A 19,202-nucleotide genomic window follows, 5' to 3' on the forward strand; every position below is an offset into this window, starting at 1 on the left:
AGCCGAGCGTGGGGGAGTCGGCGACCGACGAGAACGCGGCAGATGTGCGTGCCAGGCCCCGCGTCTGCGGCGTGATCCAAACGACAGGCCCTAGAGGCCTGGACCGTTCTCATGCTCCTTGCGGGGCGATCAGCAGCACCTTGCCGATGTGGCCGCTGTCCTCCACGACCTGGTGGGCGGTGGCGGCGTCCCGCATGGGGAGTTCGCGGTCGATGACCGGGCGCAGCCGACCGCCGGAGAAGAGGGGCCAGACGTGTTCGCGCACGGCCGCGACGATGGCCGCCTTCTCCTCGAGCGGCCGGGCCCGCAGGGACGTCGCGCTGATCGCTGCGCGCTTGGCGAGCAGCGCGCCGATGTTCAGCTCGCCCTTGACGCCGCCCTGCATGCCGATGATCGCGAGCCGGCCGTTGACGGCGAGGGCCTTGACGTTGCGCTCCAGGTACTTGGCGCCCATGTTGTCGAGGATGACGTCCGCCCCGGCGCCGTCCGTGGCCTTCTTGACCTCTTCGACGAAGTCCTGCTCGCGGTAGTTGACCAGGATGTCGGCGCCCAGTTCGGCGCACCGGTCCAGCTTCTCCCTGGTTCCGGCCGTGACGGCCACCCTGGCACCGACGGCCTTGGCGAGCTGGATCGCCATGGTGCCGATGCCGCTGGAGCCGCCGTGCACGAGGAGCGTCTCGCCGGGGCGCAGATGGGCGATCATGAAGACGTTCGACCAGACGGTGCAGGTCACCTCGGGCAGCGCCGCGGCCTGCCGCAGCCCGACGCCCTCGGGCACGGGCAGCAGCTGTCCGGCCGGGACCACCACCTTCTCGGCGTAACCGCCGCCGGAGAGCAGCGCGCACACCTCGTCGCCCACGTTCCAGCCGGAGACGCCGGTGCCGATCCCGGCGATCCGCCCGGAGCACTCCAGGCCGGGGTAGGGGGGCGTGCCGGGCGGCGGGTCGTAGAAGCCCTGCCGCTGCAGGATGTCGGCCCGGTTGACGGCACCGGCCGTCACCTCGACCAGGACCTCGCCCTCGCCGGGCACGGGATCGGGGACCTCGTCCCAGACCAGCGCCTCGGGCCCACCGGGTTCGGGAATCGTGATCGCATACATGACTGGGACGGTACTCCTCGGTGGTCCTCGGTCGCCGGACGGAGTCCGCTCCGTCCCCCTCCTCCTTCCCGGGTCGGGTCCCCCTACGTCATTGGTCCGGTTCTGGCGAAAATCCATATGCGGGACCGATGAGTTTGCGCGACCGTAAAGGTCTCCCCATGCGTAGCCCACGTACTCGGAAGGACCCGAAGCATGAGCACGCAGACGTCCGGCCTGGCGATCGAGACCGCGGGCCTGGTGAAGACGTTCGGCGAGACCAGGGCCGTCGACGGAGTCGACCTGTCCGTGCCCGCGGGCACGGTCTACGGCGTCCTCGGCCCGAACGGCGCCGGCAAGACCACCACCGTGAAGATGCTCGCCACACTCCTGCGGCCGGACGGCGGCGAAGCGCATGTCTTCGGCCACGACATCGTCCGCGAGGCGGACGAGGTGCGCGCCCGGGTGAGCCTCACCGGCCAGTACGCGTCGGTCGACGAGGACCTCACCGGCACCGAGAACCTGGTCCTGCTGGGCCGGCTGCTCGGTCACCACAAGAAGGCCGCCCGGGACCGCGCCGCCCAGCTCCTGGAGGCCTTCGGTCTCACGGAGGCCGCGGCGAAGCAGGTCAAGCACTACTCGGGCGGTATGCGGCGCCGGATCGACATCGCCGCGTCCATTCTCAGCACCCCCGACCTGCTGTTCCTCGACGAGCCGACCACCGGCCTCGATCCGCGCAGCCGCAACCAGGTGTGGGACATCGTGCGGGCCGTGGTCGCCCAGGGCACCACGGTGCTGCTGACCACGCAGTATCTGGACGAGGCCGACCAGCTGGCGTCCCGGATCGCCGTCATCGACCGCGGCCGGGTGATCGCCGAGGGCACCAAGGGCGAGCTGAAGTCGTCCGTCGGCGCCGGATCGGTCCATCTACGGCTGAGAGATCCGGATCAACGGCTCGTCGCGGCCGAGCTGCTGCGCCGGACCCTCGCCGCGAAGGTGCAGCTGGAACACGACCCGGTGGCCCTGACCGCCCGCCTCGGTACGGCCGCGAGCGACGACAGCGCGGCCCAGCAGGCGTCCCGCGCGCTGAGCGAGCTGTCCACGGCCGGGATCACCGTCGACAACTTCTCCCTGGGCCAGCCCAGCCTGGACGAGGTCTTCCTCGCCCTCACCGGGCACGACACGCACGCCCCGGACCGCACGGCCGGCTCCCCCTCCCACGACCCGAAGGACGAGGTGGCGGCATGAGCACCACGACGGCCACCGAGGCCAAAGAACTCGCCCCGGTCAGCACCGAGTCCCTCGCGGCCCTGCTCATCGCCAAGGAGCGGCCCTCCCGGCCCAGCGCCTGGTCGGCCTCGATGACCTTCGGCTGGCGGGCGATCCTCAAGATCAAGCACGTGCCGGAGCAGCTCTTCGACGTCACGGCGTTCCCGATCATGATGGTGCTGATGTACACGTACCTGTTCGGCGGGGCGCTGGCCGGCTCGCCGAAGGAGTACATCCAGTTCCTGCTGCCGGGCATCCTCGTGATGTCGGTCGTGATGATCACGATGTACACGGGTGTCTCGGTCAACACGGACATCGAGAAGGGGGTCTTCGACCGGTTCCGCACGCTGCCCATCTGGCGGCCGTCGACCATGGTCGGCTATCTGCTCGGCGACGCCCTGCGGTACACGATCGCCTCGGTCGTGATGCTCACCGTCGGCATCGTCCTGGGCTACCGGCCGGACGGCGGGATCGGCGGAGTGCTCGCCGGGATCGCGCTGCTGGTGCTCTTCTCGTTCGCCTTCTCGTGGATCTGGACGATGTTCGGGCTGATGCTGCGCACCGAGAAGTCGGTGATGGGCGTCAGCATGATGGTGATCTTCCCGCTCACCTTCCTGTCCAACGTGTTCGTCGACCCGACGACCATGCCGGGCTGGCTCCAGGCCTTCGTGAACAACAGCCCCATCACTCACCTGGCGTCGGCGGTGCGCGGCCTGATGGGCGGCGACTGGCCCGCCGACGAGGTCGCCTGGTCGCTGGGCTGGGCCGGACTGTTCGTCCTCGTCTTCGGGCCCATCACGATGCGGCTGTACAACCGGAAGTAGCCGGACCCACCCGGCCGGTCAGTTGCGGGGCATCGGCGGCATCGGACGGATGTCGGGGGCGACCTGGGTCGCCGGTGTCTTCCGCACGATCGTGATGAGCCGGTCGGTCAGCTCCAGCCTGACCACGGCCGGATCGTCGTAGCCGAGCACCCGGTGGCCGCGTATGACACTGACCACCAGGTCGGCGACCTCGCGCGGGCTCTTGCCCACCTCGGCCTTGACGACCGGCCGTTCGACGATGTCGAGCCCGCTGCCCTGCTGGATGAGGTCCTCCATCACCATCCCGGCGGAGGGGCTGAGCACGGACAGGCCGAGCAGCCGGCCGGCGGCGCTGGCGCTGGTGATGACGGCGTCGGCGCCGGACTGCTTGAGCAGCGGGGCGTTCTCCTCCTCCCGCACGGCGGCGACGATCTTCGCCCCGCGGTTGAGCTGCCGGGCCGTCAGGGTCACCAGGACCGCCGTGTCGTCACGCTGGGTCGCGATGATGATCTGGCGGGCCTTGTGCACCTCGGCCCGGTTCAGCACCTCGCTGCGAGTCGCGTCCCCGACGATGCCCGCGTAGCCCTCCGCGGTCGCGGCGTCGATCACCTTGGAACTGGGATCGACCACCACGACCTGTTCCTTCTTCAGGCCCGTCGCGCAGACGGTCCGGATCGCCGACCTGCCCTTCGTGCCGAAGCCGATGACGACGGTGTGATCACGCAACGTGGACCTCCAGCGGGTCAGTCGCCACTCATCGCGGGTGCGTTCGGTGAGGGCCTCGAGGGTGGTGCCGACCAGGATGATCAGGAACAGCACGCGCAGGGGCGTGATGACGAGGATGTTCGTGAGCCGGGCGGCGTCACTCGCGGGGGTGATGTCACCGTAGCCGGTGGTGGAGAGCGTGACGGTGGCGTAGTAGAAGGAGTCGAGCAGGTCGACTCCGCCGCCCGCGTTGTCGTTGTAGCCGTCCCGGTCGGCATAGACGACCAGCGCGGTGACGACGAGCACCAGCAGTGCCACGGACAACCGCTTGGCGACCTGGCGGAACGGGTGCTCCACGACCTTCCTCGGGAGTTTCACCCGCTGGGTCACGAGCTGTTCGTCCGCCTGGCGGGCGATCGCGTCCTGGCCCGGAAGTTTCACGTGAAACACACCTCGATTCCCGCGGACGCCCAGGGCAGGTCGAGCAGTTCCGTCTCCTGCCCCGGACGGGCGCCGCCCGGGGGTACGACGGCCAGCGCGTCGGCCGCCGCGATCCCGCGCAGCATGGCGGGGCCGTTGTAGTGCAGCGGCACGGCCTGGTCGCCGCGCAGGACGGCGGGCACGAGCCGGGTGTCGTGCGGGTGCCCGTGCACGGCGTCCCGGAGCGGCAGCGTGTAGGGCTCCGGGGCGGGGCGGGCCGCCAGGGTCCGCAGCAGCGGCTCGGCGAGCGTCAGCAGTCCGGAGACGGCGGCGAGCGGGTTGCCCGGAAGCCCGACGAGGTGCTGGGTCTCCGTGACGCGTGCCAGCAGCATGGGGTGGCCGGGGCGCACCTTGACGCCGTCCACGAGGAGTTCGGCCCCGATACGGCGCAGGGTGGGGTGGACATGGTCGACGGGGCCCGCGGCGGTGCCGCCGGTGGTGACGATGATGTCGGCGTCGGACCCGGTCACCGCCCTGCGCAGGGCGTAGGCGTCGTCGCGGACGCGCCGTACGACGGTGACCTCGGCGCCGAGCGCACGCAGCCAGGGCGGCAGCATCGGGCCGAGCGCGTCCCGGATCAGACCGTCGTGCGGCAGCCCCTCGGTGAGCAACTCGTCGCCGAGGACGAGGACTTCGACGCGGGGCCGGGGAAGGGCGGTGACCGTGTCGTATCCGGCCGCCGCGGCGAGCCCGAGGACGGCCGGGGTGACGAGGGTGCCGACGGGCAGGAGCTGGTCGCCGGTGCGGCATTCCTGGCCCCTGGGCCGGATGTCCTGGCCGGGGGCGACGCCCCGGGTCGCGTGCAGACGGCCCTTGTCGTCGGTGCGGCCGTGTTCGCTGCGCAGGACGGCCGTGGTCTCCGCGGGGATACGGGCGCCGGTGGCGATCCGGACGGCTTCGCCGTCGGTCAGGGGCGCCTGCGCGGTGTGCCCGGCCAGGACGCCCTCCTCCCGTACGTCCCAGGGGGCCGGCCCGCAGACTGCCCAGCCGTCCATCGCGGAGGTGTCGAAGGAGGGGAGGTCGGTGAGGGCGTCGAGGGGTGTGGCCAGGGTGAGGCCGAGGGCGGCGTCGAGCGGCACGGAGACGGGGTCGCGGCGGGCCGCCCGGCCGGCGTTCCGGGCGGCGCGCTCGGCGATGTCCCGGGCCTGTGGCCAGGGGGTGGCCCGGTGCCGGGTGTCCGGCTCCCGGGGTGTGCCGGTGCCGCCCTTCTCACCTCGTGCGGCCGGTTCGGGTCGTGCGGCCGGTTCGGGCGGGTGGGTGCCGTTGCTGTTGTTCACGAGGGCGAGCACCTCCTCGACGTCGAGGTCTTCGGCGTCCTCACCGGTGCGGGTGGAGCGGGGGGTCATCCGGCGTCCGGGCGGGTGTCGGGCGTCGCGTCGGGGGCGACGTCGGGCCGGTCGCCCGGGGCCTTCGGGGGTACCTGGGCTTCCGGGGCTCTTGAGGTGCTCTCCTCCGCCCAGCGGGCGGCGAGGGCCACGGCCTTGCGGGAGGCTTCGGAGACCGCCTCGGGGCCCCCGCCGGCCCGCGCGGCCGCGTAGCCGACGAGGAAGGTGGTCAGTGGCGCGGCGGGCCTGGCCACACCGTGGGCGGCGTCGCGGGCGAGGTCGAGCAGCTCTTTCACATCGACGTCGAGGTCGATTCCCAGCTCGTCCTTGACCGCGGAGATCCATTCATCCAACACGTTCCCATGCTCCCTGATGCGTGCCCTGGCGGAGGCGATGTCGTCCCAGGTGTCGCAGTCGAAGGACGCGACGGGATCGGAGACGCGGGTGAGGTCGAGCTCGGCGGTGAGGCGCCGCAGGGGAAGTCCGTGCGGACCGCCGTGCCGCTCGGCGAGGACGGCGAGCGTCTCGCGCAGCCGCCGCGTGCGGTACGCGGCGACGAGCGGCTGGTCGCGGCCGTCGGGGTCGGTCAGCAGCACGCCGTCGGCGGCGCTCCCCCGCAGTGTGTCCAGCAGCCGGCCGACGGTCCGCGCCCGAAGGAACGGCAGGTCGGCGGAGAGCACCACGACATGCTCCGCCGTGGTGTGCCGGAGTCCGGCGTCGAGCGCGGCGAGCGGTCCGCCGCCGGGCGGGTCCTCACGGGCCCAGGTCACGGACCGTGCCGTCGGCCGGGGCGCGGCCACGACGACGGTGGTACGGGCGCCGTCGCACGCGGCGAGCACCCGGTCGAGCAGGGCTCGCCCGCCGACGCGCACCCCGGGTTTGTCCGCGCCCCCGAGGCGCCGCGCGGCACCGCCGGCGAGCACGACGGCGTCGTAGGCGGCGGGAGGCTCGTACGCGGTCACCCCCCGAGTATGCGTGCCTCCGCGATCACATGGAACGCGGGGGAACGGAAGTGATCACAGGCAGCAGTTCACGCCGAACAGGAATCACAGCGTCCGCAGCAGCACCGCCGGCTGTTCCACACAGTCCGCCACGTAGCGCAGGAAGCCGCCCGCCGTGCCGCCGTCGCACACCCGGTGGTCGAAGGTGAGCGAGAGCTGGACCACCTGCCGCACGGCCAGCTCGCCCTCGTGCACCCAGGGTTTGGGGACGATGCGGCCGACGCCGAGCATGGCGGCCTCGGGGTGGTTGATGATCGGCGTGGAGCCGTCGACGCCGAAGACTCCGTAGTTGTTCAACGTGAAGGTGCCGCCGGTGAGTTCGCCGGGCGTCAGCTTTCCGGTCCGGCCCGCCTCGGTCAGCCGGGCGAACTCCGCGGTCAGCGACTCGGCGTCCCGCGCGTGCGCGTCCCTGACCACCGGGACGACCAAGCCCCGGTCGGTCTGCGCCGCGAAGCCCAGATGCACATGGTCGAACCGGACGACCTCCCTGGCCTGCGCGTCCACCGTGGAGTTGAGCTCGGGGAAGCGGGCGAGGGCCGCGGTGCAGATCCGGGCCAGCAGGGCCAGGAGGGAGATCTTCGGCCCGCCTGCCGCGTTCATCGCCGTCCGGGCCCGCATGAGTTCCGTGGCGTCGGCGTCCACCCAGCAGGTCGCGTCGGGGATCTCGCGGCGGCTGCGGGACAGCTTGTCGGCGACCGCGCCCCGCATGCCCTTGAGGGGCGTACGGATCTCGCCCGGGGCGGCTGTCGTGGTGGGCCGGGGTGCGGGGGCCGCTGTCTCGGCGGGCCGGGGAGCGGCGCGCAGGGCGTACTCCACGTCCGCCCGCAGGATCAGCCCGTCGGGCCCGGAGCCGGTCAGCTCCCGCAGGTCGAGGCCGTTCTGCCGGGCCAGCCTGCGGACCAGGGGCGAGATCACGGGGACGGGGCCGTCCTCGGCCTCGGGGGCGCCCGCCCGCCCGTTCACCGCCGGGGCGGGGGCGGCACCGGCCCTCGGCTCCTGCCGCACCCGGCGCCGCCGCGCCGGTGCCTCGGAGGTGCCGTACCCGACGAGGACGTTCCCCGAGCCCTCGGCGGCGGAGCCCACGGAGCCGGAGCCCTCGGAGCCTGCCGGCGCCCGCTCCCCCACCGCCACCGTGATCAGCGGCGCCCCGACGGGCAGTTCCGTGCCCTCCTCGCCGAAGCGGGCCGTGACCACACCCCCGTAGGGGCAGGGCACCTCGACCATCGCCTTGGCCGTCTCGACCTCGACGACCGGCTGGTCGATGGCGACCACGTCGCCGATCTCCACCAGCCAGCGCACGATCTCCGCCTCGGTGAGCCCCTCTCCGAGGTCGGGCAGCTTGAACTCCAACACCTGTGCCATCAGCTCTCGGCCTCCCACTGCAGACGCCCCACGGCGTCCAGGATCCGGTCCACACCGGGCAGGTGGTGGCGCTCCAGCATCGGCGGCGGATACGGGACGTCGAACCCGGCGACGCGCAGCACCGGCGCCTCCAGGTGGTGGAAGCAGCGCTCCGTGACCCGGGCCGCGATCTCCCCGCCCGGGCCCCCGAAGGAACCCGACTCGTGGACGACGACCGCGCGTCCCGTCCGCCGCACCGAGGCGCACACCGTCTCGTCGTCGAACGGCACCAGGGAGCGCAGATCGACGACTTCGAGGTCCCAGCCCTCGGCCCGGGCCGCCTCGGCCGCCTCCATGCAGACGGGTACGGACGGCCCGTACGTGATGAGCGTGGCGCTCCGGCCCGAGCGCCGCACCACCGCGCGGCCTATCGGTTCAACGGGCTCCGGCTCCTCGGGGTTCCAGGAGTCCTTCGACCAGTACAGCCGCTTCGGCTCCAGGACGACGACCGGGTCGTCGGAGGCGATGGCCGCGCGCAGCAGGCCGTAGGCGTCGGCGACGGTGGCGGGCGTGACCACATGGAGCCCCGGAGTCGCCATGTAGTACGCCTCGGAGGAGTCGCTGTGGTGCTCCACGCCGCCGATGCCGCCGCCGTAGGGGACGCGGATGGTGATCGGCAGGGGCATCTTGCCGCGGGTGCGGTTGCGCGTCCGGGCCACGTGCGAGATGAGCTGCTCGAACGCCGGGTAGGCGAACGCGTCGAACTGCATCTCCACGACCGGCCTCAGGCCGTACATCGCCATGCCGACGGCGGTGCCGAGGATGCCCGCCTCGGCGAGCGGGGTGTCGGTGCAGCGGTCCTCGCCGAACTCCTTGGCGAGTCCGTCGGTGACGCGGAAGACGCCGCCGAGGGTGCCGACGTCCTCGCCCATGACGTGCACGGCGGGGTCGGCGGCCATGGCGTCGCGCAGCGCGCGCGTGAGGGCCTGCGCCATGGTGGCCGGTTTGACGGCGACGGTGGTCATCAGTGAGAGCCCCCCTCGGCCTCGGCCGCCAGCTCGGCCCGCAGCTGGTCCCGCTGCTCGCGCAGCTGCGGGGTGGGCTCGGCGTAGACGTGGGTGAACAGGTCCATCGGGTCGAGCGCCGGGTCCTGGTTCATGTGCGCGCGCAGCTCGGCGGCCATCGCCTCGGCGGCGTCCCGCGCGGCCTGCTTGCCGGCCTCGTCGAGCAGGCCGCGCTCGGTCAGCTCCCGCTCCAGCAGCTGGATCGGGTCGTGCTCGCGCCAGGTCTCGACCTCGGCGTCACCGCGGTAGCGGGTCGCGTCGTCGGCGTTGGTGTGGGCGTCGACGCGGTAGGTGATCGCCTCGACCAGGGTGGGACCGCCGCCCGCGCGCGCGTGCCGTACGGCGTCGGAGAGCACCTCGTGCACGGCGGCGGCGTCGTTGCCGTCGACCAGGCGGCCGGGCATGCCGTAGCCGACGGCCTTGTGGGCCAGCGACGGGGCCGCGGTCTGCTTGGCGAGCGGGACGGAGATCGCGAAGCCGTTGTTCTGCACCAGGAAGACGACCGGGGCCTGCCAGACGGCGGCGAAGTTCAGCGCCTCGTGGAAGTCGCCCTCGCTGGTGCCGCCGTCGCCGACCATGGCCAGCGCGACCACGTCGTCGCCCTTGAGGCGGGCGGCGTGCGCGAGGCCCACGGCGTGCGGCAGCTGCGTGGCGAGCGGGGTGCACAGGGGGGCGACCCGGTGCTCGTAGGGGTCGTAGCCGGTGTGCCAGTCGCCGCGCAGCAGTGTGAGCGCCTCGACGGGGTCCACGCCCCGGGCCACCACGGCGAGCGTGTCGCGGTAGCTCGGGAAGAGCCAGTCCCGGTCCTCCAGGACCATGGCGGCGGCGACCTCGCAAGCCTCCTGGCCGGTGGTGGAGGGGTAGACGGCGAGGCGGCCCTGCTTGGTGAGGGCGGTGGCCTGCGCGTTGTAGCGGCGGCCTCGGACCAGCTGCGCGTACAGCGTCCGCAGCAGTTCCGGGTCGGCCTTCGCGGCGGCCTCGGTGCCGAGGACGCGGTACGGCTCGGCGTCGGGCAGCAGCGGCGCGGGATCCATGCGGGGCTGCCAGGCGGGCGGCGGGGTAGGCCGGTACGCGCCCCGCTGCTCCATGACCGTCATGACGGCACCTCCTCGTGGGAGCGGCTACGGGAGACGTGTCGGCTGTGACCCGCCTCACCTACCGATTGTTCGGTCGACGGCACAATTTGGCTATGGGTGGCCTCAGGCTGTGGACAAACGGTTCTCCACAGCCTGTGATGGACGCAGTACGTCCATGGTAGGGAGGTCGGCGCAGGTGGCATCTGAACAAATGGCCGAAGGGCAGGACGCCGGTGCCGCGCTGCCGCCGCCGCGGCCCCTCGACGCCATAGATCAGGACATCCTGCGCATGCTCCAGGCGGACGGCCGCGCCTCGATACGGTCGGTCGCCGAACGGGTCCACGTCTCCCGCGCCAACGCCTACGCCCGCATCAACCGGCTCGTCGAGGACGGTGTCATCCGCGGCTTCGGCGCCCGCGTCGACCATCAGCGGGCCGGCCAGGGGACGTCCGCGTACATCACGCTGAAGATCGTGCAGAACTCCTGGCGCACGGTGCGCGAGGAACTCAGACAGCTCCCCGGCGCCTCCCACATCGCCCTGGTGGGCGGGGACTTCGACGTGCTGCTGCTGGTGCACGTCTCCGACAACCGGTCCCTGCGCGAACTGGTGCTGACCCGCCTCCAGGCGATCCCGCAGGTGCTCAGCACCCGCACGCTGCTGGTGTTCGAGGAGGAGGACCTGGAGCCGCAGGGCTGAGGAGTCGTTTCCCTGAGGCTCAGGCGTCCTTCCGGAGCCCCCCGAACGCCAGCCGCACCACCGCGTCGGCCACCTCGCGCTCGTTCATGCCCCGCCCGTCCGGGCGGTACCACTCCACGATCGAGTTGATCATTCCGAAGACCAGCCTGGTCACCAGCCGGACCTCTATGTCGCCGCGTACGTCCCCGTCCGCCGCCGCCGCCTTGATCAGGTCGGCCACCCGGTGGTCGAAGTCGCGGCGCCGCTCCAGCGCCCACCGCTCCGTGTCCGTGTTGCCGCGCACCCGCAGCAGCAGGGTCACGTAGGGCAGCTCGGCTATGAGCACCTCGACCATGCGCCGCACGACGTACTCCAGCCGCTCGGCGGACCGCCCCACGCGCGCGTGCTCCTCGTCGAGGATCCCGAAGAGGCCGTCCAGGGCCCGGCTCACGGCCCGGCGCAGCAGCTCCTCCTTGCCGGTGACGTGGTGGTATATCGACGACTTGGAGATGCCGGCCGCCTTGGAGAGGTGCTCCATGGAGGTGCCGTCGTAGCCGCGCTCGTTGAACACCCGGACGGCGACGGACAGCAGGGTGTCCGGGGTGTACGTGTCGCGCTTGGCGGTGGTCATGAGGCTGGGCCCTCCCGCTTGTCGGAGGCGTGGGCGTGGCGGTACAGCGCGAGGGACGGCGTGTAACGGCCCGAGGGGTCGCGCATGTGGAGGTCGTCCAGGAGCGCGTAGGCCCAGTAGCGGCCGAGTTTCCGGCTCCACTCGAAGGGGCCGAGGGGGTAGTTGACGCCGAGGCGCATCGCGGTGTCGATGTCCTCCTCGGTGGCCACGCCCTTGGCGACCGCGTCGTGCGCCAGGTCGATGATCCGCGCGACCGTGCGGGCGACGATCATGCCGGGCACGTCGCCGATGAGGCTGACCCGCTTGCCCATCGCCTGGAACAGGCCGATGGCCTCGGCGAGGGTCCCCGGGGAGGTGTCCTGGGAGGCGGACAGGGCGATCCGGGTGGCCTTGCGGTAGTCGAGGGCGAGGTCGAAGTAGACGACGTCCCGGAACTCCACGGAGGTCTGCCCGTCGGCGAGGGCGAGCTGGCCACCGCTCGGCAGCACCATGCGGGTGCCGTTGTCGTCGTCCTCGTCGCGGACCGGGATGCCCGCCTCGCGGATCAGCGCGAGCAGGTCGGACGCCGGCCCCAGATCGCCCTCGGCGACGACGTACGCGGGCGGCTGCCGCCGCTCCGCCGTGTCCGGCTCCGGGCGCTCGGCGCCGTCCCCGTGGTCGTACCAGCCCTGGCCGGTCTTGCGGCCCAGCCGGCCGGACTCGACCAGGCGCCGCTGGGCGAGGGACGGCGTGAAGCGCACGTCCTGGAAGAAGGACTCCCAGACCGACCGGGTGACGGACTCGTTGACGTCCTGGCCGATCAGGTCGGTCAGCTCGAACGCGCCCATCCGGAAACCGCCCGATTCGCGCAGCACGGCGTCGATGGTGGCCGGGTCGGCGCCCTGCGCCTCGTACACCGCGAAGGCCTCGGCGTAGAAGGGCCGGGCGATGCGGTTGACGATGAAGCCGGGGGTGTCCGCGCAGGCGACCGGCGCCTTGCCCCAGGCGCGGGCGGTCTCGTACGCGCGCGTGGCCGACGAGACGTCGGTGGCGAACCCGGAGACGACCTCGACCAGCGGCAGCAGCGGTGCCGGGTTGAAGAAGTGCAGGCCGACGAAGCGGCCGGGGGAGCGCAGGGCGCCGCCGATGGCGGTGACGGACAGGGACGAGGTGTTGGTGGCGAGCAGGCAGTCGTCGGCGACGATGCCCTCCAACTCGCGGAACAGGTCCTGCTTGACGTCCAGCCGCTCCAGGACCGCCTCGACGACCAGGGAGCAGTCCGCGAGCTCGGCGAGGGCCTCGGCGGGCAGCAGTCTGGCGCGGGCGGCGTCCCGGTCGGCGGCGGTGAGGCGTTCCTTCTCGACGAGCCGGTCCAGGCGCGCGCCGATCTCGTCGGCGGCCTCCCGGGCCCGCCCGGGGACGGCGTCGTACAGCCGTACGGGATGGCCCGCGACGAGCGCGACCTGGGCGATTCCCTGGCCCATGGTGCCGGTGCCGACGACGGCCACGGGGCTGCTGAGGTCGAGTGCTGTCATGTGCGCGATCCTCCCGCACGGGGTTTTCCACAGATGCGGCGGACCCCCTTGAGCCGACCGATCGTTCGGTTACTCTAGCTGTGTCCGAGTGTTCCTGCCCAGGTTTCTGCCCAGGTCATGAACTCGACGAAGAGTTCTTGAGACGAGGAGATGGTCACCCATGACCGCCGCACTCTCGGCGCACGAGCTGATCGCCCGGCACCGGTCCACCCTCGACCAGGCGCTGGAAGCGATCCGCACGCGCGCGTACTGGTCCCCGCACCCCGAGCACCCCAAGGCCTACGGGGAGCACGGCAGCCTGGACGCGGCGGCGGGCAAGGCCGCCTTCGACGCCCTGCTCGGCTCCCGCCTCGACCTGGGCCAGCCCGGCACCGACGACTGGGTGGGCGGCGAGACGTCCCCCTACGGCATCGACCTGGGGGTGACGTACCCGCACGCGGACCTCGACGTGCTGCTGCCCGCCATGAAGGCCGGACAGCGGGCCTGGCGGGACGCGGGCGCGGAGCAGCGCGCGGTGGTCTGCCTGGAGATCCTCAAGCGGATCAGCGACCGCACCCACGAGTTCGCGCACGCGGTCATGCACACCTCCGGCCAGGCGTTCATGATGGCGTTCCAGGCGGGCGGCCCGCACGCGCAGGACCGCGGCCTGGAGGCGGTGGCGTACGCGTACGTGGAGCAGGTGCGCACGCCCGACCACGCCGAGTGGACCAAGCCGCAGGGCAAGCGCGACCCGCTGGCGATGAGCAAGCAGTTCACGCCGGTTCCGCGGGGCATCGCCCTGATGATCGGCTGCAACACCTTCCCGACGTGGAACGGCTACCCGGGCCTGTTCGCCTCCCTCGCCACGGGCAACGCGGTCCTGGTCAAGCCCCACCCGCGCGCGGTGCTGCCGCTCGCCCTCACCGTGCGGGTCGCGCGCGAGGTGCTCGCCGAGGCGGGCTTCGACCCGAACCTGGTCGCGCTGGCCGCCGAGCGCCCCGGCGAGGGCATCGCCAAGACCCTGGCGACGCGTCCCGAGATCCGGATCATCGACTACACGGGCTCGACCGAGTTCGGCGACTGGCTGGAGGCCAACGCCCGCCAGGCGCAGGTCTACACGGAGAAGGCCGGCGTCAACACCGTCGTCGTCCACTCCACGTCCGACTACAAGGGCATGCTCTCCAACCTGGCGTTCTCGCTGTCCCTGTACAGCGGCCAGATGTGCACGACCCCGCAGAACCTCCTCGTCCCCCGGGACGGCATCTCCACGGACCAGGGCCCCAAGTCCTACGACGAGGTGGTCGCCGACCTCGCCAGGTCGGTCGACGGCCTGCTCGGCGACGACGCCCGGGCGAACGCCCTGCTCGGTGCGATCGTCACCCCGGACGTGAAGGCGCGTCTGGAGGCCGCGGCGGGTCTCGGCGAGGTCGCCCTGGCGTCCCGGGAGATCACCAACCCCGACTTCCCGGGGGCCGTTGTCCGCACGCCGGTGATCGTGAAGCTGGACGGGGCCAAGCCGGACGACGAGGCCGCGTACATGAGCGAGTGCTTCGGGCCGGTGTCCTTCGCCGTCGCCGTCGACTCGGCCTCGGACGCGGTGGAGCTGCTGCGGCGGACCGTCCGCGAGAAGGGCGCGATGACCGTCGGGGCGTACACGACCGACCCGGAGGTCGAGCAGGACGTGCGGGAGGCCTGTCTGGAGGAGGCGGCGCAGTTGTCGCTGAACCTGACGGGCGGGGTGTATGTGAACCAGACGGCCGCGTTCTCCGACTTCCATGGGTCGGGTGGCAACCCTGCGGCCAGTGCGGCGCTGTGTGACGGGGCGTTCGTGGCCAACCGGTTCCGGGTGGTGGAGGTGCGCAGGGAGGCCTGAGGGCTCGGGGGTTCGGGTTGTTGCGCGGGTGCCGGTCGGTTGTGGTTGTTCGCGCCCACGCGGCGGAGCCGCACATCGATACAGCCCGCGCCCCTAATAAGAGCCGTTGCTCCAGTGGTACAGCGTCATAGCCACACTGGTCGCCAGGTTGTAGCTGCTGACCTGCGGACGCATCGGCAGGGACAGCAAGTGGTCGGCACGCGCGCGGAGTTCCGTCGACAGGCCCGTGCGTTCCGAGCCGAACGCGAGGACGGCGTCGTCCGGGAGCTTGACGCCCCGGATGTCGTCGCCCTCGGGGTCGAGGGCGAACAGCGGGCCGGGCGGCAGGTCGGGGACCTCCAGTCGTTCCACGGCCGTCGCGAAGTGCAGGCCCGCCCCGCCGCGCACGACCGTCGGATGCCAGGGGTCGACCGTCCCGGTCGTCACCACGCCCGTCGCGCCGAAGCCGGCGGCCAGGCGGATCACCGCCCCCGCGTTGCCGAGGTTGCGCGGATTGTCGAGGACCACGACCGGGCTGGTGCGGGGCGTGCGCGCCAGCCGGGCGAGGTTGGACTCGCGGGAGGGGCGCACGGCGAGCGCGGCCACGGCGGTGGGGTGCGGGCGCGGCACGAACGAGGCGTACGTCTCGTACGGCACCTCCGTGAGCAGCGCGCCCAGCGCGTCCCGTACGTCCGGGGCCAGCTCGTCGGCGAGGGCGAGCGCGGCCGCCCGGTCGGCGGTGACCGCCACCGGCACCTCGGCGCCGAACCGCACCGCGTGCTTGAGGGCGTGGAAGCCGTCGAGCAGGACGGTGCTGCCGGCGAGCCGGTGCCAGACGGTGACGGGGTCGGTCATGCGCCGAAGCCTACGTGTGTGGCCTGGGAACTCTCGGGGTCGTGCTGCCCGGGCACCGGCGTGCGCCCACCGCGCCGACTCAGCGGCAGCCGGTCACGCGCGCGTGCCGACCAGCCTCCCAGGCGGCGCAGGAAGGACGTCGGCAGGAACACCGCGTCCGCCGCGATCATCGCCAGCGAGAAGAACGGCAGGCCCAGGACGACGGCGATCACGGCGTGCTCGGTGATCATGAGCGCCAGCAGGACGTTCTTCACCCGCCGGTTGAACAGCGTGAACGGGAAGGCGACCTGCACGAGGACCGTCCCGTAGGTCATGAGCATCACCATCGTGCCGCTGGAGGACAGCAGGTCGGCGAGGGAGGGCCAGGGCGAGAAGTACTCCAGGTGGAGCGGGTAGTAGACGGCGGTGCCGTCCTGCCAGCGGGACCCCTGGATCTTGTACCAGCCGGCCGTCGCGTAGATCAGACACGCCTCGGCCATGATCACGAGCAGGGCGCCGTTGTGCACGATGTTGGCGACGACGTCGAGCAGGATCCGCGGTTCGCCGGACTTCCCGCGCCGCCCGGCCAGCCACCACAGGGCCTGCGCCGCCCACACCGTCCACAGCAGCACGGGTATCAGCAGGTCGTCGCCGTCCGTCCGCCCGGCCAGGGTCGCCGCGAGCAGCACGGCCCCGAGCACGCCCCACAGGGCCGGGCCGGTCCGGTCCGTGACCCGCTCGCCCCGCGCCCGTGCGTCCCGGTCGCGCGCGGCCCGCCGGGCGTCCAGCGACCACACCTGGGCGCAGCGCGTGAACACCAGGTAGATCGACATCAGGTGCAGCACGTTGTCGCCGCCGTCGCCCATGAAGACGCTGCGGTTCTGCAGCGACAGCACGCCGACCATGAACAGCACCGACATGGTGCGGGTGCGCCAGCCCAGCAGCAGCAGGGCGCTGGTCAGGATCGCGAGCGCGTAGACGAGCTCGAACCAGATCCGGCCGTCCGACCACATCAGGGTGGTGAAGGCCTTGTTGGTCCCGATCAGCTGCTCGGCGAGACCCCAGCTCCAGGGCCCGTCGGGACCGTAGAGCTCATGGCGGTGGGGCAGCTCGCGCAGCAGGAACAGCAGCCAGGTCGCGCTGAAGCCGATGCGGATCACGGCCGTCTGGTACGGGCCGAGGGCGGCCTCGGTGACCCGGGCGATGCCACGCGAGACGGCCAGCGAGAAGCCGTTCACCGCACACCTCCCCGGGCCTCGTCGCGCGGCACCGGCCACCAGGGCAGCTCCCGGTAGGACGGCGTCGTGGAGACCTTCTCCCGGCTCCACTCCGGCGGCGGCACGTTGGTGGTGCGGGAGCGGACCTGGACGCGTTCGATCACACCGCCGTCTCCGGCCGTGGCGCCCGCCGCGTCGTCGCGGTCGAGGCGCAGCACCACGATCCGGCGCAGATACGACTCGGAGAGCGAGCCGCGCAGGCCCACCGGGCGGCTCTCGCTGTCGTGCGTCGCGGTGAAGAAGTCCCAGGCGCGGCGCAGCTCGTTCTGCTGGGTGTGGCTGGGCAGCAGATTGCCGTCGATGGCCCGGCCGTCCTCGGCGGACAGGTCGTACCAGCCGGTGCTCAGCCTCTCGCCGTCCGCGCCGCGGACCTCGGCGCGGGCCTGGATCGAGATGTCCTGCTGGAGCGGGTTCGGGGCGAAGAGCTTCCAGTTCTGCTCGAACTCCGGATAGATCCAGTCGTCCACGGCCCTGCCGTGCTCCTTGGTGACCGTGTTCGCCGGCGCCACGTGCAGGAACGTCATCGCGATGTGCACACAGACCCCGATCGCGACGACGGCGAGCGCCACCGCGACACCGACCTGATACGGGAGGGAGAGCGCGGCGATGCCGGAGCGGGGCGGGCCGGGCGGCCCCGGCTCGGCGAGCCCGGACGGGCCGGACGGAACGGGCGGACCGTCCGGCCCGTGCCGGGCGTTCGAGCCCTCGTCGTACGCGTCCAATTCCGCCCCGTTCCAGATCCCGGTCCGTCGTACCGCCCGCGCACCACCGCGCGGCGTCGGCACGGGCACGGTACTCAGGCCACCGACCCCGGCACAGCCCCTGTTCGCCGGTCCCGGCCGTGGCCGTCGCCACACCGCGGAAGCCGACCGCACGGAAGCCGACCGCACGGAAGCCGACCGCACGGAAGCCGACCGTACGTTGCCCGCGACCGCCCGGAGGGACACCATACGGCGCCCGCCCGTACGCCCATTCCCTTCTTCTAGAACCTGTTCTATCTTGACGCCCCGTCAGCTCAACGGGATCGGCCCGGGAGGACAGGCACCGTGGACTTCACCTTCACCGAGGAGCAGCAGGCGGCGGCCGAGGCGGCGAAGGGCGTGTTCGCCGGGGTCGCCCCGGACGCCGTGCCCAGCCCCGCGCTCACCCCCGGCGCCGTCGCCGAGACCCACGACCACGCCCTGTGGGCCAGGCTCGCCGACGCGGACCTGCTGAGCCTGCTGCTCGACGAGCGGTACGGCGGGGCCGGCCTGGACGCCATCGCGCTGTGCCTGGTGCTGCGGGAGTCGGCTCGGGTGCTGGCCAGGGTGCCGCTGCTGGAGAGCGGCGCGGCGGCCGCCGCCGTCCAGGCCTTCGGGAGCGACGAGGCGAAGTCCGCCCTGCTCGCCCGGGCCGGCCGGGGCGAGATCGTGCTGACCGTCGCCGCGCACGGCCGCACCGGCCACGACCCGGCCGAGCTGGCCGTGACCGCACGGCAGGACGGCGAGGCCTGGGTGCTGGACGGGGTGCAGACGGCCGTGCCGTGGGCCTACGACGCGGATGTCACGGTCGTACCCGCCCACACCGCGACCGGCCGGACCGTCCTGGCCCTGGTGCCCCGCGAGCACCCGGGGGCCGTCCTCGCCGAGCAGTTCTCCACCAGCGGTGAGCGGCTCGGCGAGCTGCGGCTGGAGTCGGCCCGGCTCGCCGCGCGGGACGTGATCGACGCCGACGGGGCGTGGGGGTGGCTGCGGGACCTGCTGGCCACCGGCACGTGCGCGCTGGCGCTCGGGCTCGGGGAACGCGTGCTGCGGATGACCGGGGAGTACACGAGCAAACGGGAACAGTTCGGGTTCCCGATCGCCACCTTCCAGGCCGTCGCCGTGCAGGCCGCCGACCGCTACATCGACCTGCGCGCGATGGAGGCCACACTGTGGCAGGCCGCGTGGCGGATCGCCTCGGGGGCACCGGGCGCGCTGCCCGCCGCCGGTGACGTCGCCGTCGCCAAGATCTGGGCGGCGGAGGGCGTACGCCGGGTCGTACAGACCGCGCAGCATCTGCACGGCGGGTTCGGCGCCGACGTCGACTACCCCCTGCACCGGTACCACGCCTGGGCCAAGCACCTGGAGCTGTCTCTCGGCCCGGCCGCGGCACACGAGGAGGCCCTGGGCGACCTGCTGGCGGCACACCCGCCGGCCTGAAGTCCTCTGGACGGGAGGCGCCACAGCTAGGGCCTGTCGTTTGGATCACGCCGCAGACGCGGGGCCTGGCACGCACATCTGCCGCGTTCTCGTCGGTCGCCGACTCCCCCACGCTCGGCT

Annotated in this window: 17 protein-coding genes; 5 read left to right on the forward strand and 12 right to left on the reverse strand. The window is 72.5% G+C overall.

Features of this window, described 5'->3' with window-relative positions; translation table 11 throughout:
• Positions 1-109 precede the first annotated feature (109 nt).
• Positions 110-1,099, reverse strand: coding sequence for a zinc-binding dehydrogenase (locus ACFZBT_RS40055; RefSeq protein ID WP_391115279.1), 990 nt, complete (start codon positions 1,097-1,099; stop codon positions 110-112).
• Between the two features lie 192 nt (positions 1,100-1,291).
• Between ACFZBT_RS40055 and ACFZBT_RS40060 the strand changes: the two genes are divergently transcribed.
• Together ACFZBT_RS40060 and ACFZBT_RS40065 are read left to right on the forward strand one after the other, a co-directional pair.
• Complete coding sequence (locus ACFZBT_RS40060; protein WP_391115281.1) at positions 1,292-2,323, forward strand: ATP-binding cassette domain-containing protein; 1,032 nt, start codon at positions 1,292-1,294, stop codon at positions 2,321-2,323.
• Positions 2,320-3,168, forward strand: coding sequence for an ABC transporter permease (locus ACFZBT_RS40065; protein WP_391115284.1), 849 nt, complete (start codon positions 2,320-2,322; stop codon positions 3,166-3,168). The genes ACFZBT_RS40060 and ACFZBT_RS40065 overlap by 4 nt, the downstream gene beginning before the upstream one ends.
• Before the next feature lie 18 nt (positions 3,169-3,186).
• Here ACFZBT_RS40065 and ACFZBT_RS40070 read toward each other — a convergent pair whose 3' ends face one another.
• From ACFZBT_RS40070 to pdhA, 6 genes are all read right to left on the reverse strand, one after another.
• Positions 3,187-4,293 (reverse strand): NAD-binding protein, encoded by a 1,107-nt coding sequence (locus ACFZBT_RS40070; RefSeq protein ID WP_391115287.1) that lies wholly within the window; start codon positions 4,291-4,293, stop codon positions 3,187-3,189.
• The gene (locus ACFZBT_RS40075; protein WP_391115289.1) at positions 4,290-5,678 is read right to left on the reverse strand and encodes a molybdopterin-binding protein; all 1,389 of its coding nucleotides are present in this window, start codon (positions 5,676-5,678) and stop codon (positions 4,290-4,292) included. Before ACFZBT_RS40075 ends, ACFZBT_RS40070 begins: the two co-directional genes overlap by 4 nt.
• Positions 5,675-6,619: an NTP transferase domain-containing protein gene (locus ACFZBT_RS40080; RefSeq protein ID WP_391115292.1), complete on the reverse strand. Its 945-nt coding sequence runs from the start codon at positions 6,617-6,619 to the stop codon at positions 5,675-5,677. The genes ACFZBT_RS40075 and ACFZBT_RS40080 overlap by 4 nt, the downstream gene beginning before the upstream one ends.
• Positions 6,620-6,703: 84 nt before the next feature.
• Positions 6,704-8,020, reverse strand: coding sequence for a 2-oxo acid dehydrogenase subunit E2 (locus ACFZBT_RS40085; protein WP_391115294.1), 1,317 nt, complete (start codon positions 8,018-8,020; stop codon positions 6,704-6,706).
• The gene (locus tag ACFZBT_RS40090) at positions 8,020-9,024 is read right to left on the reverse strand and encodes a transketolase C-terminal domain-containing protein (protein WP_391115298.1); all 1,005 of its coding nucleotides are present in this window, start codon (positions 9,022-9,024) and stop codon (positions 8,020-8,022) included. Before ACFZBT_RS40090 ends, ACFZBT_RS40085 begins: the two co-directional genes overlap by 1 nt.
• A complete protein-coding gene (gene pdhA, locus ACFZBT_RS40095; protein ID WP_391115301.1) occupies positions 9,024-10,160 on the reverse strand; it encodes a pyruvate dehydrogenase (acetyl-transferring) E1 component subunit alpha in 1,137 nt (378 codons plus the stop codon). The genes ACFZBT_RS40090 and pdhA overlap by 1 nt, the downstream gene beginning before the upstream one ends.
• Before the next feature lie 190 nt (positions 10,161-10,350).
• Between pdhA and ACFZBT_RS40100 the strand changes: the two genes are divergently transcribed.
• Positions 10,351-10,836 (forward strand): Lrp/AsnC family transcriptional regulator, encoded by a 486-nt coding sequence (locus tag ACFZBT_RS40100; RefSeq protein WP_382492738.1) that lies wholly within the window; start codon positions 10,351-10,353, stop codon positions 10,834-10,836.
• Between the two features lie 19 nt (positions 10,837-10,855).
• Here ACFZBT_RS40100 and ACFZBT_RS40105 read toward each other — a convergent pair whose 3' ends face one another.
• The gene (locus tag ACFZBT_RS40105) at positions 10,856-11,446 is read right to left on the reverse strand and encodes a TetR family transcriptional regulator (RefSeq protein WP_391115304.1); all 591 of its coding nucleotides are present in this window, start codon (positions 11,444-11,446) and stop codon (positions 10,856-10,858) included.
• Complete coding sequence (locus tag ACFZBT_RS40110) at positions 11,443-12,960, reverse strand: 3-hydroxyacyl-CoA dehydrogenase (RefSeq protein ID WP_391115307.1); 1,518 nt, start codon at positions 12,958-12,960, stop codon at positions 11,443-11,445. The genes ACFZBT_RS40105 and ACFZBT_RS40110 overlap by 4 nt, the downstream gene beginning before the upstream one ends.
• 160 nt (positions 12,961-13,120) lie before the next feature.
• Between ACFZBT_RS40110 and paaN the strand changes: the two genes are divergently transcribed.
• Complete coding sequence (paaN, locus tag ACFZBT_RS40115; RefSeq protein ID WP_391115310.1) at positions 13,121-14,812, forward strand: phenylacetic acid degradation protein PaaN; 1,692 nt, start codon at positions 13,121-13,123, stop codon at positions 14,810-14,812.
• 93 nt (positions 14,813-14,905) lie between these two features.
• On the opposite strand, the gene ACFZBT_RS40120 is transcribed toward paaN, so the two are convergent.
• Genes ACFZBT_RS40120 through ACFZBT_RS40130 form a run of 3 tightly spaced genes read right to left on the reverse strand, consistent with a single transcriptional unit; the run spans position 14,906 to position 17,624 of the window.
• Complete coding sequence (locus ACFZBT_RS40120) at positions 14,906-15,646, reverse strand: TrmH family RNA methyltransferase (RefSeq protein ID WP_391115313.1); 741 nt, start codon at positions 15,644-15,646, stop codon at positions 14,906-14,908.
• Positions 15,643-16,863 (reverse strand): HTTM domain-containing protein, encoded by a 1,221-nt coding sequence (locus ACFZBT_RS40125; protein WP_391115316.1) that lies wholly within the window; start codon positions 16,861-16,863, stop codon positions 15,643-15,645. Before ACFZBT_RS40125 ends, ACFZBT_RS40120 begins: the two co-directional genes overlap by 4 nt.
• On the reverse strand, positions 16,860-17,624 hold the full coding sequence (locus tag ACFZBT_RS40130) for a DUF5819 family protein (protein ID WP_391115323.1): 765 nt from the start codon (positions 17,622-17,624) through the stop codon (positions 16,860-16,862). The genes ACFZBT_RS40125 and ACFZBT_RS40130 overlap by 4 nt, the downstream gene beginning before the upstream one ends.
• 324 nt (positions 17,625-17,948) lie before the next feature.
• On the opposite strand from ACFZBT_RS40130, the gene ACFZBT_RS40135 reads away from it, so the two are divergent.
• Positions 17,949-19,082 carry an acyl-CoA dehydrogenase family protein gene (locus ACFZBT_RS40135; RefSeq protein ID WP_391115319.1) on the forward strand — a complete coding sequence of 378 codons (1,134 nt, stop codon included), beginning with the start codon at positions 17,949-17,951 and terminating at the stop codon, positions 19,080-19,082.
• The last annotated feature ends 120 nt before the right edge of the window (positions 19,083-19,202 follow it).

Origin of the sequence: Streptomyces sp. NPDC008137, from assembly GCF_042957035.1 — a bacterium.
Taxonomy (GTDB): domain Bacteria; phylum Actinomycetota; class Actinomycetes; order Streptomycetales; family Streptomycetaceae; genus Streptomyces.

What these genes read in the sequence shown, in the direction of transcription:
- ACFZBT_RS40055 (WP_391115279.1), bottom strand. Translation starts at nt 1,099, where the DNA reads ATGTATGCGATCACGATTCCCGAACCCGGTGGGCCCGAGGCGCTGGTC.
- ACFZBT_RS40060 (WP_391115281.1), top strand. Translation starts at nt 1,292, where the DNA reads ATGAGCACGCAGACGTCCGGCCTGGCGATCGAGACCGCGGGCCTGGTG.
- ACFZBT_RS40065 (WP_391115284.1), top strand. Translation starts at nt 2,320, where the DNA reads ATGAGCACCACGACGGCCACCGAGGCCAAAGAACTCGCCCCGGTCAGC.
- ACFZBT_RS40075 (WP_391115289.1), bottom strand. Translation starts at nt 5,678, where the DNA reads ATGACCCCCCGCTCCACCCGCACCGGTGAGGACGCCGAAGACCTCGAC.
- ACFZBT_RS40085 (WP_391115294.1), bottom strand. Translation starts at nt 8,020, where the DNA reads ATGGCACAGGTGTTGGAGTTCAAGCTGCCCGACCTCGGAGAGGGGCTC.
- ACFZBT_RS40090 (WP_391115298.1), bottom strand. Translation starts at nt 9,024, where the DNA reads ATGACCACCGTCGCCGTCAAACCGGCCACCATGGCGCAGGCCCTCACG.
- pdhA (WP_391115301.1), bottom strand. Translation starts at nt 10,160, where the DNA reads ATGACGGTCATGGAGCAGCGGGGCGCGTACCGGCCTACCCCGCCGCCC.
- ACFZBT_RS40100 (WP_382492738.1), top strand. Translation starts at nt 10,351, where the DNA reads ATGGCCGAAGGGCAGGACGCCGGTGCCGCGCTGCCGCCGCCGCGGCCC.
- ACFZBT_RS40105 (WP_391115304.1), bottom strand. Translation starts at nt 11,446, where the DNA reads ATGACCACCGCCAAGCGCGACACGTACACCCCGGACACCCTGCTGTCC.
- ACFZBT_RS40110 (WP_391115307.1), bottom strand. Translation starts at nt 12,960, where the DNA reads ATGACAGCACTCGACCTCAGCAGCCCCGTGGCCGTCGTCGGCACCGGC.
- paaN (WP_391115310.1), top strand. Translation starts at nt 13,121, where the DNA reads ATGACCGCCGCACTCTCGGCGCACGAGCTGATCGCCCGGCACCGGTCC.
- ACFZBT_RS40120 (WP_391115313.1), bottom strand. Translation starts at nt 15,646, where the DNA reads ATGACCGACCCCGTCACCGTCTGGCACCGGCTCGCCGGCAGCACCGTC.